The organism is Cohnella cholangitidis (genome assembly GCF_014107495.1).
In the GTDB taxonomy this organism is placed as follows: Bacteria; Bacillota; Bacilli; order Paenibacillales; family Paenibacillaceae; genus Cohnella; species Cohnella cholangitidis.
In genome coordinates, this window is sequence record NZ_CP041969.1 from 2,236,377 (window position 1) to 2,252,500 (window position 16,124).

Here is a 16,124-nt window from a genome sequence, read left to right on the forward strand (position 1 = left end):
CTTATGAAAAGGGTTCGAGACCCTGAGCATGAACTATACTGCTTAACCTTTAACGAGCAACACTACAGCCTGCGAAGCGATTCCCTCTCCGCGGCCGGGAAAGCCCAGACGTTCCGTCGTTGTCGCTTTTACGTTGACTTGGGATTCCTCGCACTCCAATGCGCGAGCGATGACCGTAACCATCGCCGGGATATACGAAGCCATCTTCGGCGCTTGAGCGATGATCGTAGCATCCGCGTTGCCGAGCTTATAGCCGCGTTCTTTGGCTAACGCCCATACATGTTCCAGCAATTTGACGCTGTCGGCATCCTTGAATGCCGGATCGGTATCGGGAAAATGTTTGCCGATATCCCCTAATGCAAGCGCACCGAGTATCGCATCGCTAATCGTATGTAGAAGCACATCCGCGTCAGAATGGCCTAAGAGGCCTTTCTCATACGGGATGGTGACGCCGCCGATGATGCACGGGCGCCCCTCAACCAACTGGTGTACGTCGAATCCTTGTCCAACTCTAATCATTCCCGAACCCCTTCCCCTTGACGCCTGGCCAATAGCAGCTCCGCAATCGGCAAGTCTTCCGGCGTCGTGATTTTTATATTCGCATAGTTCCCCTCAACGATAGCGACTTTGCGCCCTAACCGCTCGAGCAGCATCGCGTCGTCCGTCGCGGACGCGCCTTCTTCCTGCGCTTGCCGATGGGCCTGCATCAGCTCCAGACGCAAAAAAGCCTGCGGAGTCTGCACGCTCCACAGCGTCCGGCGTTCGGGAGTCGCAACGATAAACCCGTTGCCGTCCGAAACTTTGATCGTATCTTTAACCTGAACCGCCAGCGCGGACGAGCCATGTGCTTCGGCGGCCATGCAACATGCTTCGATCTGCGCGGAAGTCACGAGAGGCCTTGCCGCGTCATGTACGAGCACGCCTTCCGTATCCAGAACGGCCAATCCCGCATATACGCTGTCCTGACGCTCCGCGCCCCCTGGGACGATCATCTTTACCTTGCCGAATCCTTCGTTCTCCACGATCTCGGACGCTCTCTTCCGTTCGCCCGAAGTCACGACCAAGACGATGGAAGAAACGGAAGAACACCGCTCGAAAGCTTCCAGCGTATGGGCCAGCACCGCCCGCCCGGCCAGCTTCAAGTAGGGCTTGTTATCCGCGGCGCCCATTCGAGTGCCCCGCCCCGCCGCAACCACGACAGCTCCCCAATCCATTAGCGATAATCCCCTTATAATTGCATCTCGCGCAACCTTGTTTACAAACAAAAGACGGGACAGAAGAGCGCGTCCCGCCCGTAATTCTATTATCATACCTCGTTACAGAGCTTTTTCCAATAGCTTCGGCTTAGCGAATATCATTCTGCCCGCGGACGTCTGAAGCACGCTCGTCACGAGAACCTCCATCGTCGTTCCGATGAAATCCCTGCCGCCCTCTACTACGATCATCGTTCCGTCGTCCAAATAGGCTACGCCTTGCCCGTGTTCCTTGCCGTCCTTGATCACTTGCACGACGATTTCCTCTCCGGGCAGCACGACCGGTTTAACCGCATTGGCCAGATCGTTAATGTTCAGCACGGATACGCCCTGCAGCTCGCATACTTTGTTGAGGTTGAAGTCGTTGGTGACCACCTTCCCCTGCATCGCTTTGGCGAGCTTGACGAGCTTGCTGTCCACTTCCCCGGGTTCTTCGTTCGCATCTTCGTAAATGAGTACCCTAACGTCCAATTCCTTCTGGATTTTATTAAGGATATCCAATCCCCTCCGCCCCCGATTACGCTTAAGCAAATCGGAAGAATCGGCGATATGCTGGAGTTCCTCCAACACGAACTCGGGTATGACCAACGTTCCTTCGATGAATCCCGTTTTGCAAATATCCGCGATCCGTCCGTCGATAATGACGCTGGTATCCAAAATTTTGTGTTCTTCGAACCTCGGTCCTTCCTTCTGAGGAACCTCTACCGTTCTGCGCGTTCGGAACCATTCGCCAAGCTCGTCCTTTTTCCGCGTTCCGATCTTAAGCCCCGCATATCCGAGAGTAAGCGCGGCCCCCGCCGCCAATACTTGTCCCACATACGGAATGTCCGTCGCATAAGGATACAGGAATGAGGAAAGCGCAAGTCCGAAGGTCAATCCGATCAAGCCGGATAGAAGATCCGACGCGGGATAGCCGGACAGCCTATCGATTCCTCGATACAAGGAACGGGATAAAGGCGTAGCGATAGAAGTCGCGAGCAGAAATCCGGCAAATGCCCCGATCGCCGTGCCGAACGTTCCTCCGCCGTTTGCCGCTCCCCCTAGCAACGTTCCCATCCACGGCCCTTCCGCGGGTAAGGAAGAAGCCGACATTTGATGACCCAGCAATGCGCCGATAAGTAGACCGATACACTGGATTACTCTTTTCATCATCATAATAAAATCACTCCCTTTCTAGTCCTGATTCAGAAATATCTTTACTAGTATGTTCCAATTTTTCGAATGCTAACCTCACTTCCGTAAGCTTCTTGCAAAGGTTGTTCAAGTTTCACGAAAACGACAACTTCTTTTGAATTCTCTTAGCCCTTGATCTATAATGGAGTAGGAAAAGTAAATTAAAGGTAACCGAGGTGGAACGGATGAGCGCGCCTACGCTCCATGAATTTCAGAGTCAGGTGTCGGAATTGTTACTCCGTCATCGCAGTCTGCTCGATGTCGTCACGAAGTTCAGTCAATCCAATGCATCCGTCAACCGGGCCATATCCAAATCGATCACGGAATGCGGTTGTATTGCCTTAAACGCCAGAAACCAAGGGTTCTCCGAGGAAATGCCGCTCGACCAAGCGCATCGTCAATCGAAGTCCCACATGGAAGGCGCTCTGTGCGAGCAATGCCGTGAAATCATCCGCAGCGAGATGGGCAAGAACCTGTTCTACATGTCCGCCATGTGCAATCTGCTAGAGATTAGCTTAGAGGACGTCGTCGCCAAGGAAGCCGAAAAGTGCTCTACGTTAGGCTGGTTTAATTTAACGTAATCGTATACACAATGAATCCTACGCTTGAAGAGGCAGCCCCTGACAAGGAGGCTGCTTTTTCGTTGACGCAAAAAAAAGCATCGACGGCTCCCATGAGGGAAATAATCGATGCTTTCGATATTCTTATAGTTGGTTATGCGCTATGCTTGGAACGCTCTTGTTCCTCTTCTTCCGCTTTTTTCATGCGCTTAGCGCGTCTGCCCGAAGGGAACAATCCATCAACGTTTTTTTTAGGCCCCATAATGCATAGAGAAGCAATAAAGCCAGAATGACTTTCGGGATCGCCTCCTGGAACATATAGGCGAGCACCGCGGCACCCAGAACAACGACCGGAATGGCCCACATTGCCTTCCTCGGCAAGCCGAGCTTCTTGAAGTTCGGATATTTCATGTTGCTAACCATCAGGAAGGACAAGGCAACGGTGCTGATGAGCAACAAGGAATAGTGCAGCTCGTCGTGGAAAAGCGCCAGCGTCGCCAACACGCCTCCGGCCGCTGGAATCGGCAACCCGATAAAATACCCCGGGATTCCGTCAATGACGTTAAAGCGCGCTAATCTTAAAGCTCCGCAAATCGGGAATATCGCCGTGACGATCCAAGCCATCGCGGGATTAACGCCCTGAAATGCAGCTTGATACATAATGAAAGCAGGAGCCACCCCGAACGAAATGACGTCGGAGAGAGAATCCAATTCTTTGCCGAATTCGCTTTGCGCGTTTAACGCGCGAGCTACCCGTCCATCCAATCCGTCCAACAACATCGCTATAATGACCAATAAAGCAGCCGTATTCGAGCTGTTCGTTTCATTGTTAAACGCCAATATGATGGCTATCACGCCTAAAGACAGGTTACCTATTGTAAAGATATTCGGTATCGACTTCGTAATCATGTTTGCCACCTCGACTTTACTATACCCTATTGTCCGGAATGTTAAGCGCTACACTGCCAGCGCCTTCATTCTAGAGAATAGCGGAAATTAAGACTCCGCTTAAAACGCATTTACTTGATCTGCGCGAATTGAAGAACATTTCCAATTGTATTCCCCTTATATCTGTCTGTCAATAAACACCTGCTCTTGAATCCGTTTCAAGCCCTCTTTAATCGCTCTTGCCCGAACCTCGCCGATCCCGTCCACTTCGTCCAATTCCTCGATGGAAGCCATGACGATATGAGGCAGGGCGCAGAACCGTTCGACCAAATTATGAATGATAACGCTCGGCAATCGGGATATTTTACTCAGCATCCGGTAGCCTCTGGGCAACAAGCCTTCTTCGACGACGGAACTCAAGGACGGATAGCCCAGCATGCGTATGATCAAAGCGGAATCCAGAAGCTCCTCGGACGACAGCTTGCGGATGGCCGCCTGAATTTCGCGCACTTTACTCTCCCCGTCATCCTTCGCGTAATCCCTGAGCAGCAGCCATGCCTCTTCCTCCGCCGCTCCGACCAATTCTTCCTTCTGCATGCTGATGAGTCTGCCTTCATTGCCAAGCTCAAGCACATAGCGGTTAATCTCGTTATTGATCCGCAATACCATTTCGGCGCGCTGAATGACGTGCGCCACCTCGTGCATAGTAACGAGTTCCTCGAATTCCAGAGCCGATAAGTTCGTCAATGCTTGGGTGAACACCGCCCGGTATTTCTCCAGCGTCTGGATCGCTTGGTTTGCTTTAGTCAATATGACTCCCATTTCTTTAAGCGCATATCGAAGCTGTCCTTGGTATAAGGTAATGACGTTGCGGCGTTGAGAGATGGAGACGACGAGCTTGCCCGTCTGCTTGGCGACCCGCTCCGCCGTCCGGTGGCGGATTCCGGTTTCCGACGAGGTAATCGAGGAATCCGGAATCAATTGGGTATTGGCATACAATATCCGTTTGACATCCTCGTTGAGGATGATGGCTCCGTCCATTTTGGCCAGTTCATACAAGTAGTTGGGGCTGAAATCGCAATTAATGGAGAAGCCTCCGTCCACGACTTCCATGACTTCCGGGCTATATCCCACTACGATTAACGCTCCCGTTTTGGCGCGGAGCACGTTTTCCAACCCATCGCGGAACGGGGTACCGGGCGCGACCATCTGGAGCAGCAAATTCATCGTTTTTTCCTGTTGACTGCGTTCTTTGTCTTTCGGATCTCTATCTTTATCTTTCATTTTGTCATCGATACCCCCTATTCCAATGCGGCTTTAAGAGCCTCGGCAACCGTCCTCACGCCGATCAGCGCAATGTCTTTTGGCGCTTGCCACCCCTTCATGCTTGCTTCCGGTAAAATAACGCGCTTGAAGCCTAGCTTGTGCGCTTCCTTCACCCTCTGCTCCGCTCTAGATACCGCTCTTACTTCTCCCGTCAAACCTACTTCTCCGAAGATCGCATCGTACGGTTTCGTCGGCGAATCCTTAAAGCTCGATGCCAGACTTACCGCGGCCGCCAAATCCGTTGCCGGTTCATCTAGCTTAACCCCGCCGGCTACATTTAAATAAGCATCCTGATTTTGCAGGAACATTCCCATCCGTTTTTCGAGAACCGCGATGACCAGCGACATCCGGTGATGATCGAAGCCCGATGCCATACGGCGCGGAGACGGAAAATGAGTTGGAGACACTAGCGCTTGCAATTCCACCAATACCGGTCTCGTCCCCTCCATGCTGGCGACGACGGTTGAGCCGGATACGCCGAGCGGCCTTTCCGATAAGAACAATTCGGAAGGGTTGGCGACTTCGCGCAATCCATCCTCCGTCATGTCGAAAATACCGATCTCGTTCGTAGATCCGAAGCGGTTCTTCACCGCCCGTAATATGCGATAAGTATGATGCCTTTCTCCTTCGAAGTAGAGCACGCAATCGACCATATGCTCCAGCAGCCGCGGTCCGGCGATCGCCCCTTCCTTGGTAACATGCCCGACCAACACGGTGGCGACTCCGTTAATCTTCGATATTCTCATAAAATGCGCCGTGCATTCCCGGACTTGGGCTACGCTTCCCGGCGCGGACGCGACTTCCGGACGGTACACGGTTTGGATCGAATCGATAACGAGAAAATCCGGCCCCACTTCGGTAATCGCTTCTTCGATTACTTCAAGATTCGTTTCGCATAATACGTACAGCTTATCGTTCAACGCGCCGAGACGATCTGCCCTTAGCTTCGTTTGGCGTACCGATTCCTCTCCGGACACGTAAAGCACCTTCAAGCCTTGCGTAGACAAAGAATATGAGGCTTGCAGCAACAACGTCGATTTGCCGATCCCGGGGTCCCCGCCTACGAGCAGCAAAGAACCCGGTACGAGCCCTCCTCCAAGAACCCGGTTAAGCTCGGACAAGCCGGTGGATATCCGCGGCTCGCGTCCACTTTCTATATCTATGATGGCACGCGCTTTTTCTTTCGTCCGGAGTAGTTCGCCCCGTCCTACGGGCGCTTTTATTTCCGTTTCGGTCTCCTCGACCATCGTATTCCATTCATGGCATCCTGGGCATTTGCCATCCACTTCGGAGATTCGGTACCGCATTGCGTGCAGGCGAACTTAGTTTTGACTTTAGCCATCGGGATAAACGGCTCCTTTTATGATCCTATAAAGGAATTTTACCATGAAAAAGAACTCTCCGCACTGACGCCGGTAAAGGCGAGGCGGAGAGTTCTATGCAGATTTATGCTTTATTAAGCTTTCGTTAACTCGATTCCGTCTTTTTGTTTAACGACAAGAGCGCCGTTCTCCTCATCGATGAGAAGCGCGTTGCCTTTGGAAATCTTGCCTAACAGCAAGTCTTCGGACAAGCGGTCTTCGATGTGCTTCTGGATGGCTCTGCGCAACGGACGAGCTCCGTATTGCGGATCGTATCCTTCTTTCGCAAGGAATGCTTTCGCGGATTCCGTCAACTCGAAGCTGACGTCGTGCTCGACAAGGCGCTTGCGAAGATCGTCTGCCATAAGCGTTACGATCTCGGCGATATTCTCCTCCGTAAGCGGGTGGAACACGATCGATTCGTCGATCCGGTTCAGGAACTCCGGACGGAACGACTTCTTCAGTTCGCCCAACACTTTGTCCTTCATATTCTGATAATCGCGGCCCGCGTCTTGAGCGGCCGTGAAGCCGAGCGTCGAATTTTTCTTGATTTGCTCCGCTCCGACGTTGGACGTCATGATGATCAGCGTATTGCGGAAATCCACCGAGCGGCCTTTGGAATCGGTCAAGCGGCCGTCTTCGAGCACTTGCAGCAAGACGTTGAATACTTCCGGATGGGCTTTCTCGATTTCGTCCAGCAGCACGACGGAGTATGGCTTGCGCCGTACTTTCTCCGTCAATTGGCCGCCTTCCTCGTACCCGACGTACCCCGGAGGCGCTCCGACCAAGCGGGAAGTCGAATGTTTCTCCATATACTCCGACATATCGATACGGATAACCGCGTTCTCGTCGCCGAACATCGCTTCCGCGATCGCTCTGGCAAGCTCCGTTTTTCCGACTCCCGTAGGTCCGAGGAAGATGAAGGAGCCCATCGGGCGCTTCGGATCCTTCAGGCCCGCACGGGCGCGGCGAATCGCGCGAGACACGGACTTAACGGCTTCGTCTTGGCCGATAACGCGATCGTGAAGAATGCTTTCCATCTTCAGCAAGCGTTCGGTTTCTTCCTCCGCCAGTTTGCTGACCGGTATGCCGGTCCAGCTGGCGACCACTTGGGCGATATCCTCGGGCGTAACCTCCGAATCGGTTCTGCCTTGTTTTTCTTTCCACAAGTTTTTCGTGTGGTCAAGCTCTTCGCGGATTTTCTGTTCCGTGTCGCGAAGGGCGGCCGCTTTCTCGAACTCTTGGCTCTGAACGGCTGCATCCTTCTCTTTGCGGATATCCTCGAGCCGCGTTTCCAACTGCTTCAGGTTCGGCGGTACCGTATACGAATTCAGTCTCACCTTGGAGCCGGCTTCGTCGATCAGGTCGATCGCTTTGTCCGGCAGGAACCGGTCGGGAATGTAACGATCGGACAGCTTAACCGCGGCTTCGATCGCTTCGTCCGTGATTTTAACCCGATGATGCGCTTCATAGCGATCGCGCAAACCGTGCAGGATTTGGATGGCTTCTTCCGGCGTAGGCTGATCTACCGTGATCGGTTGGAACCGGCGTTCCAACGCCGCATCCTTCTCGATGTATTTGCGGTACTCATCGAGCGTCGTCGCCCCGATACATTGCAGCTCACCGCGAGCGAGAGCAGGCTTAAGAATATTGGAAGCATCGATTGCGCCTTCGGCGCGCCCGCTCCGATCAACGTATGAAGCTCGTCGATGAACAGGATCACGTTGCCCGCTTGGCGGATTTCGTCCATGATTTTTTTCAGGCGGTCTTCGAATTCCCCGCGGTATTTCGTACCCGCGACGACGGAGCCCATATCGAGCGTCATGACGCGTTTGTCGCGAAGGGTTTCCGGAATTTCGTTATTCACGATTTTCTGGGCCAGTCCTTCGGCGATCGCCGTCTTCCCTACCCCGGGCTCCCCGATCAGAACCGGGTTGTTCTTCGTCCGGCGGGACAACACTTGAATGACGCGCTCGATTTCCTTCTGACGGCCGATGACCGGATCGATATTGCCTTCGCGCGCGCTGGCGGTCAAGTCGCGAGCCAAGCCATCCAAAGTCGGAGTGCTTACGTTTGCGGACGGGCCGTGATTTTGCGATACGCTCTCGTTGCTGCCTAACAATTGCAGCACTTGTTGGCGGGCTTTATTCAAGCTGATGCCGAGATTGTTCAAGACGCGCGCCGCTACGCCTTCGCCTTCGCGAATAAGACCGAGCAAGATATGCTCCGTTCCTACGTAGGTGTGGCCAAGCTTGCGCGCTTCGTCCATGGAGAGCTCAATGACTTTCTTAGCTCTCGGAGTATAGGCGATATTAGTGGGCTGTTCTTGCCCGCGGCCGATTAGGGATTCTACCTCGTCTTGGATTTTCTCCAACCCAAGGCCGAGGGCGATCAGCGCTTTCGCGGCGATGCTCTCCCCTTCCCGGATCAATCCGAGCAGGATATGTTCTGTACCGATATTGTTGTGTCCCAAACGCACTGCTTCTTCTTGAGCCAAGGCCAATACTTTCTGTGCACGTTCCGTGAATCTACCAAACATCATGAGACACACCTCCTATAATGTTAAGAATAAAACATTTATGAATTAGTTGCCAGTCGGGAGCGGATTAATTCCGCTCTTGACCTATCTCTGTCCTCCGGACTCATCGCTTCCCCGAACGTCATTTGGAGAAATCCGGGTTGAGTCGATACGAGAAGTTCGTTCAAGGCGATCTGATTGACTTCCGGCAGCAGCCCTAGATGCGCGCCAAGCCGAATATCCGATAACCGCTGCGAGGCTTCTTTGGAATCGATGATCATCGCATGGGACAAGATCCCGAACGATCTTCGGACGCGATCCTCCACCCGCAACCGGGATTCGGATATTAGCTTACTCCTAGCCGACTTCTCGTGTTCGATCATTTGGCGAGCGACCTGAAATAAATTTTCTATGATCTCCTGTTCGGATTGGCCCAGCGTAATCTGATTGGACACTTGAAATAAATTGCCCGTCGCTTCGCTGCCTTCTCCGTACAGTCCTCTAACGGCAAGCCCGACCTGCGTGACGGCCGATAAGATCCTATTGATCTGTCCTGTCATGACCAGAGCCGGCAAATGCATCATGACCGAAACCCGTATTCCGGTACCGACGTTAGTCGGGCAGCTCGTTAAGTAGCCATGCTTCTCGTCGAAGGCGTAATCGACTTGCTCCTCGAATATATCGTCGATTTTGCTTGCCGAGTCCCAAGCCTCATGAATTTGAAAACCGGAGCTTAAGCATTGAATGCGCAAATGATCCTCTTCGTTTATCATTACGCTAATATCCTCGTTGGGACTTAGAATAAGCGCTCCATTACGGGATTCGTTCGCCAGGTTCGGACTGATCAAGTGCTTCTCGACCAGAACGAGCTTCTCCAGCTCGGTTAGCTCGGAAAGCCGAATTTGTTCGATCTTGCCCAAGCCGTTCAGCCTGCCGCTCTCCGCGACCCCGAGCAGCTGTTCCATTACCGATTGAGAGCGGGAAGGGTCAGCCATCAGAGGAAAAGGCATATTGCGAATATTACGCGCGATGCGGACGCGGCTGCTGATCACGACTTCGGAATCCGGTCCTTCTCCATTCATCCACTGGCTGAGCGCTTGTTTGACGAATTTACGTTTAGCCATAATGTCCTCCTCCCCTTCAACCGCTCATTTCGTTTTCTAGCTCGCGTATCCGGTCCCGCAATTGCGCCGCGGTCTCGAAGTCTTCCCGTTCGATGCGCCCTTGCATTTCTTTCTTAAGCCGATCGATCTCCCGTTTCGTCTTGAGCCTTCCTCCTGCCCGTTTAGGCACTTTGCCGACATGCACCGTATTACCATGTACCCGTTTGAGCAAAGGGTCTAAACGTTCCGAGAACTGCTTATAACAATGGCTGCAGCCAAAACGTCCGATCTTGCTGAACTGCGTGTAGGTCATCCCGCAAGTTTCGCATTTGGCAGCGGGAGGTTTGGCCATGGGATTCGGGTTCTCGAAGTCAAGCAGCCCCGAGAGCAGGTTGTGTATGGAAAATCCGCTTGAGGTTCCTGGAATAAGCTCCCCCTTCTCCCTGGCGCACGATTCGCAAATGTGCAATTCCGCCTTCTCTCCGTTCACGATTTTCGTGAAGTGCAGAGTTGCCGGACGTTTGCCGCATTCCTGACACTGCATTCGGACAGGCCTCCTTTCCTCATTTCGCAAGCAGGGCGATTAACATAGCCTTCATCAGCTTGGCTCGAATCTCATCTCGAACCGGCAGCTTTAAGGCCAATACATCCCGAGAAACGGCCGTCTTGAGTAACCGGGCTTCCCGCATCGTGATGAACCGGGCTTCCTCCAATTGTAGATAAGTCCTTCCGCAGCCGTCTGGTCGATCTGTTCGCCGACGGTCTGCTGAATGTGGCGCTGAACGGCCTCCAATGAAGGCAAGTTGACGCGCTGGATCCGAATATATCCCCCGCCGCCGCGTTTGCTCTCCACGAAGTAGCCCTTCTCCAACGTAAACCTTGTGCTAATAACGTAATTGATTTGCGACGGTACGCAAGAGAACTTGTCGGCCAAATCGCTTCTTTGGATTTCAACCGAACCTTCCGAGCTGGTTTGTAGTATTTGTTTCAAGTATTGCTCGATTAAATCCGTAATGTTAGCCAACGTCCAACCTCCTTTCAGGAATGAAAGCCAACGACAGAGCGCTCAGGGCATCTCTATGCGGTTCGGCCTTTAGGGGCTGATCTGACTTTGACTTTCTTTGACTATAGTTTTATTATACGCCCCTTTTCAGAAAATGCAACGCGCTTCGAATTCCGTTGTCCAATCCGCTTAATCTTTAGTATGGAGGTGGCACATTGGCTTTATTCAGTTCGCGACCCTTGAGACATGAAGACAGACAAGAAAAAAAGTTATCCCGACCGCAGTTCGTTCGAACCGTTATCGGGATAACTTTATTTAAGGTTAGATTAGATTGGATTTCTGCAGCAGTCTTTGAATCATCGTCGCGACTTCCGCTCTCGTGATAAAGGCTTGCGGAGCGAGCTCGTTACCTTTTCGGCCGGAGACGATATCCGCCTGCAAGCAATCGGCCATGCCGGTTACGGCCCAGCTCGATACGTTCTCCGCGTCCGCGAAAGGACGCATCGTTTCTGCCGCGCTGACGACCGGCAGCTTATCTTTTAAGGATGTCATCGCTATCGCTTTAGACATGATCACCGCGGCTTGTTCACGGGTAATCTGGTCATTCGGCCGGAAAGTGCCATCCTCGTATCCGTTGATCAATCCGTACGCGTACGCGGTATGAATCGCTCCGTTATACCAATCCGTTGTACTTACATCCTTGAATGGCGTTGCCCCTTGCTCAAGCTTTAATCCTAATCCTCTAACGACGATCGCGGCAAACTCGGCTCTCGTGATGTTGTGGTCCGGACTAAACAGGCCATTGCCTTTGCCGTCGATGACCATACGCGATCCCATGTCGTTAATGGCTTGTTTCGCCCAGTTGTTCTCGACATCCTTGAACTCGACCGGATGCCATACGAGCGCATACGTACTGTTTGTCAAACTATTCACTTTTGCATAGTATTTGCCGTTCAGAAGGACAACCTTCGTCGGCACATGACGCACCGTTTCGTCCGGTTCGACAACGATAGCCGTCGTAATTTTGTTCCGATCCGTGCCTTCCGGAATGGCGATCGCTCGTTCAACGTATTCACTGTACTTAGTAATTTCGACGGTTTTATCCCCATAAGCAGCGGTTACCGTGAAATGAACGGGCGGAACGACAAGCGCAAACCCTTTTGAAGTCGACAAGCTCTCGGTTAGGCTACGACTGTTCGCCGAGGATTCGGCAACCTCGATGCGGATAGTGATGTCTTGATTCGACGCAGCGCCAAGCTGTTTCGCTAAATTGTCCAAATGAATTTGGCTAGCAGGCAACCAGTAGCTTCCTGTAGAGGACCTCAGCTCAACAATAGCTTGCTTTCGTTCCAGGCTCTCGATCATTTGACCATCCAGTTCGGCAACGATCACATTGGTCTCGCCCTGAGACGGGACCATGATTACCGTCCCTTGTCCTTGGGAAGCCAATTTTTCCAATAACTTCGCCCTGTCTACGGAAATGATCGTCACTTTTCGGTCGTTTGCTTCAACCGTTTTAGATTTTCCAACGCTCTCCGCTTTGCCGTTAACGTACACTTCTATAAAGTCGTCTTCATTTGTTGGTGCCGGTGCTGATCCTCCTCCGCCTCCGCCCGATGGCGTGGACGGTGTCGTTACCGTTATTGCGCGGTAGTAAGCCGTGTACGTCACGTTACCCTTTACCGTCGTGTCTTCGATATCCGCTTTGCTGAGCAGCGTCGTGCCTCCGTCTTTGCTCCAGCCCGTAAACGCGTAACCGCTGTTTGCCGTTACCGTTGGAACACTGGACGGATAACCGTTTTCCGCTACCGATTCGCTAGTCGCGCTAATGGTGCCATTTGCTCCAGCCGCGTAGGTAACCGTAAACGTGTTTTGGCTATAGTACGCCGTGTACGTCACGTTACCCGTTACCGTCGTGGCTTCGATATCCGCTTTGCTCAGCAGCGTCGTGCCTCCGTCTTTGCTCCAACCCGTAAACGCGTAACCGCTGTTTGCCGTTACGGTTGGAACATTTGCCGGATGGCCGTTTTCCGCTACCGATTCGCTAGTCGCGCTAATGGTGCCGTTTGTTCCCGGAGCGTAGGTAACCGTAAACGTGTTTTGGCTATAGTACGCCGTGTACGTCACGTTACCCGTTACCGTTGCTGCTTTAATATCCGCTACTCAGCAGCGTCGTGCCTCCGTCTTTGCTCCAACCCGTAAACGCGTAACCGCTGTTTGCCGTTACGGTTGGAACATTTGCCGGATGGCCGTTTTCCGCTACGACTTCGCTAGTTGCGCTTATGGTGCCGTTTGTTCCCGGAGCGTAGGTAACCGTAAACGTGTTTTGGCTATAGTACGCCGTGTACGTCACGTTACCCGTTACCGTCGTGGCTTCGATATCCGCTTTGCTGAGCAGCGTCGTGCCTCCGTCTTTGCTCCAACCCGTAAACGCGTAACCGCTGTTTGCCGTTACGGTTGGAACATTTGCCGGATGGCCGTTTTCCGCTACCGATTCGCTAGTCGCGCTAATGGTTCCGTTTGTTCCCGGAGCGTAGGTAACCGTAAACGTGTTTTGGCTATAGTACGCCGTGTACGTCACGTTACCCGTTACCGTCGTGGCTTCGATATCCGCTTTGCTCAGCAGCGTCGTGCCTCCGTCTTTGCTCCAGCCCGTAAACGTATATCCGTCATTCGCCGTTACGGTTGGAACATTTGCCGGATGGCCATTCTCCGCTACGACTTCGCTAGTTGCGCTTATGGTGCCGTTTGTTCCCGGAGCGTAGGTAACCGTAAACGTGTTTTGGCTATAGTACGCCGTGTACGTCACGTTACCCGTTACCGTCGTGGCTTCGATATCCGCTTTGCTGAGCAGCGTCGTGCCTCCGTCTTTGCTCCAGCCCGTAACGTATATCCACCATTCGCCGTTACGGTTGGAACATTTGCCGGATGGCTATTCCGCTACGACTTCGCTAGTTGCGCTTATGGTGCCGTTTGTTCCCGGAGCGTAGGTAACCGTAAACGTGTTTTGGCTATAGTACGCCGTGTACGTCACGTTACCCGTTACCGTCGTGGCTTCGATATCCGCTTTGCGAGCAGCGTCGTGCCTCCGTCTTTGCTCCACGCCGTAAACGTATATCCGTCATTCGCCGTTACGGTTGGAACATTTGCCGGATGGCCATTCTCCGCTACGACTTCGCTAGTTGCGCTTATGGTGCCGTTTGTTCCCGGAGCGTAGGTAACCGTAAACGTGTTTTGGCTATAGTACGCCGTGTACGTCACGTTACCCGTTACCGTCGTGGCTTCGATATCCGCTTTGCTGAGCAGCGTCGTGCCTCCGTCTTTGCTCCAGCCCGTAAACGTATATCCATCATTCGCCGTTACGGTTGGAACATTTGCCGGATGGCCATTTTCCGCTACGACTTCACTTGTCGCGCTAATGGTCCCATTTGTTCCAGGGGCATAAGTGACCGTAAACGTGTTTTGAGAATAGTAAGCCGTGTATGTTACGTTACCCGTTACCGTTGCTGCTTTAATATCTGCTTCACTCAGCAGCGTCGTGCCTCCGTCTTTGCTCCAGCCCGTGAACGTATATCCGCCATTCGCCGTCACGGTTGGAACATTTGCCGGATGGCCGTTTTCCGTTACGGTTTCGCTTGTTGCGCTAATCGTACCGTTTGCTCCCGCGTTGTACGTAACTGTATACGTAGTTGCCGAGCCTTCTTCGACATATTTACTATAACTGTAATTAACCGTGGCTCCGCCATTTGCAAAAGCCGCTGCTCGAATTTCCAAATTCACTTTCGTGATTCCCGTAATCGTTATCGTCTCTATGCCGGGATTACCACCGGTACCATCGAACCCGCTGTAAGCGATCTGCATATCACCATATGACGTGCTCACCGCCTTCCCCCCATTTGGAGCAGGTGACTGTCCCATCGCTCTACCCTGATCGTCATATGCAAGCACATATACGTTTGCATCCGTATCATACAGACGAATATCCAGATCTACGCTTCCTATAGGCACTAGAGTAATACTTAAATCATAGACGCCTTTTGGAATATCGGTAATAACGGTTTCCTCATTATTCACCAAGTTTATCGTTTCACTACCCGATGCGCCGTTTGGATTATAGTCAATCCCCGCATAAACAGTTAATGACATTGAAAATGTAAGTATTAACGCCATAAAAAACGCAAAAGTACGACGTAACAAATAAACCCCTCCGGTCTGATCGTTTTTGAGAGAAAAGATCATTTTAAAACCCTTTCAACCATATCAAACTCCACTCAACTAATTCTGAATGTAAAATTTGGCAATAATTATTTTCCCGTCTGTGTCGTGAAACACAAAAAAACGAAGCTCCTCTGTGAAAAGGAACTTCGTCTTTGGTCTTACACCTTGAAAACTGGATGCGAACCCGTGCGACGAAGTCGTCACGGCCCCGTATACTTGCAGGCAGCAATGCTGTGCATTGCGGTGCAGGTATACGAAACAAAGCATGTAGGAAGAAGGTGAGTGTATCATTTGCCTTACTATGTCAATTCGTTTAGGATAAGCCCTCGACCGATTAGTACTCGTCAGCTCCACACGTTGCCGCGCTTCCACCCCGAGCCTATCAACCTGGTGTTCTTCCAGGGGTCTTACGAATTGGGAAATCTCATCTTGAGGCAGGCTTCGCGCTTAGATGCTTTCAGCGCTTATCCCTTCCGCACTTGGCTACCCAGCGGTGCTCCTGGCGGAACAACTGGTACACCAGCGGTGCGTCCATCCCGGTCCTCTCGTACTAAGGACAGCCCCTCTCAAATTTCCTACGCCCGCGACAGATAGGGACCGAACTGTCTCACGACGTTCTGAACCCAGCTCGCGTACCGCTTTAATGGGCGAACAGCCCAACCCTTGGGACCTACTTCAGCCCCAGGATGCGATGAGCCGACATCGAGGTGCCAAACCTCCC

General features: G+C 52.4%; 11 protein-coding genes, 1 rRNA gene and 4 pseudogenes (1 of these 16 only partly in view). 2 read left to right on the forward strand and 14 right to left on the reverse strand.

Annotation, left to right across the window (positions count from 1 at the left end):
* Nucleotides 1-42: 42 nt before the first annotated feature.
* From ispF to FPL14_RS10730, 3 genes are all read right to left on the reverse strand, one after another.
* The gene (ispF, locus tag FPL14_RS10720; RefSeq protein WP_182302941.1) at nt 43-519 is read right to left on the reverse strand and encodes a 2-C-methyl-D-erythritol 2,4-cyclodiphosphate synthase; all 477 of its coding nucleotides are present in this window, start codon (nt 517-519) and stop codon (nt 43-45) included.
* Nucleotides 516-1,214, reverse strand: coding sequence for a 2-C-methyl-D-erythritol 4-phosphate cytidylyltransferase (gene ispD / locus FPL14_RS10725; RefSeq protein ID WP_182302942.1), 699 nt, complete (start codon nt 1,212-1,214; stop codon nt 516-518). The genes ispF and ispD overlap by 4 nt, the downstream gene beginning before the upstream one ends.
* Nucleotides 1,215-1,316: 102 nt before the next feature.
* Nucleotides 1,317-2,405, reverse strand: coding sequence for a PIN/TRAM domain-containing protein (locus tag FPL14_RS10730; RefSeq protein ID WP_407644669.1), 1,089 nt, complete (start codon nt 2,403-2,405; stop codon nt 1,317-1,319).
* Nucleotides 2,406-2,611: 206 nt separating this feature from the next.
* Between FPL14_RS10730 and FPL14_RS10735 the strand changes: the two genes are divergently transcribed.
* Entirely contained in the window at nt 2,612-3,007 is a 396-nt protein-coding gene (locus FPL14_RS10735; protein WP_182302944.1) for a nucleoside triphosphate pyrophosphohydrolase family protein, read from the forward strand.
* Between the two features lie 133 nt (nt 3,008-3,140).
* Here FPL14_RS10735 and pssA read toward each other — a convergent pair.
* From pssA to FPL14_RS10780, 9 genes and pseudogenes are all read right to left on the reverse strand, one after another.
* Nucleotides 3,141-3,895: pseudogene (pssA, locus tag FPL14_RS10740) on the reverse strand (CDP-diacylglycerol--serine O-phosphatidyltransferase).
* A gap of 156 nt (nt 3,896-4,051) precedes the next feature.
* The gene (gene disA / locus FPL14_RS10745) at nt 4,052-5,158 is read right to left on the reverse strand and encodes a DNA integrity scanning diadenylate cyclase DisA (RefSeq protein WP_182302946.1); all 1,107 of its coding nucleotides are present in this window, start codon (nt 5,156-5,158) and stop codon (nt 4,052-4,054) included.
* A gap of 17 nt (nt 5,159-5,175) precedes the next feature.
* Nucleotides 5,176-6,542: pseudogene (radA, locus tag FPL14_RS10750) on the reverse strand (DNA repair protein RadA).
* Between the two features lie 114 nt (nt 6,543-6,656).
* A pseudogene (locus FPL14_RS10755) lies at nt 6,657-9,103 on the reverse strand (ATP-dependent Clp protease ATP-binding subunit).
* A 35-nt stretch (nt 9,104-9,138) separates the two neighbouring features.
* A complete protein-coding gene (locus tag FPL14_RS10760) occupies nt 9,139-10,203 on the reverse strand; it encodes a protein arginine kinase (protein ID WP_182302947.1) in 1,065 nt (354 codons plus the stop codon).
* Between the two features lie 16 nt (nt 10,204-10,219).
* Nucleotides 10,220-10,726: a protein-arginine kinase activator protein McsA gene (locus FPL14_RS10765; RefSeq protein ID WP_182302948.1), complete on the reverse strand. Its 507-nt coding sequence runs from the start codon at nt 10,724-10,726 to the stop codon at nt 10,220-10,222.
* A 19-nt stretch (nt 10,727-10,745) separates the two neighbouring features.
* Nucleotides 10,746-11,206: pseudogene (locus tag FPL14_RS10770) on the reverse strand (CtsR family transcriptional regulator).
* A gap of 300 nt (nt 11,207-11,506) precedes the next feature.
* Nucleotides 11,507-13,312, reverse strand: coding sequence for an S-layer homology domain-containing protein (locus tag FPL14_RS10775; protein ID WP_182302949.1), 1,806 nt, complete (start codon nt 13,310-13,312; stop codon nt 11,507-11,509).
* Nucleotides 13,313-13,334: 22 nt separating this feature from the next.
* On the reverse strand, nt 13,335-13,994 hold the full coding sequence (locus FPL14_RS10780) for an InlB B-repeat-containing protein (RefSeq protein WP_182302950.1): 660 nt from the start codon (nt 13,992-13,994) through the stop codon (nt 13,335-13,337).
* On the opposite strand from FPL14_RS10780, the gene FPL14_RS10785 reads away from it, so the two are divergent.
* A complete protein-coding gene (locus tag FPL14_RS10785; protein WP_182302951.1) occupies nt 13,984-14,175 on the forward strand; it encodes a hypothetical protein in 192 nt (63 codons plus the stop codon). The genes FPL14_RS10780 and FPL14_RS10785 overlap by 11 nt on opposite strands.
* Before the next feature lie 52 nt (nt 14,176-14,227).
* Here FPL14_RS10785 and FPL14_RS10790 read toward each other — a convergent pair whose 3' ends face one another.
* Nucleotides 14,228-15,067 carry an InlB B-repeat-containing protein gene (locus tag FPL14_RS10790; RefSeq protein WP_182302952.1) on the reverse strand — a complete coding sequence of 280 codons (840 nt, stop codon included), beginning with the start codon at nt 15,065-15,067 and terminating at the stop codon, nt 14,228-14,230.
* A 650-nt stretch (nt 15,068-15,717) separates the two neighbouring features.
* Nucleotides 15,718-16,124 (reverse strand): 23S ribosomal RNA (locus FPL14_RS10795); it runs 2,521 nt beyond the window's last position.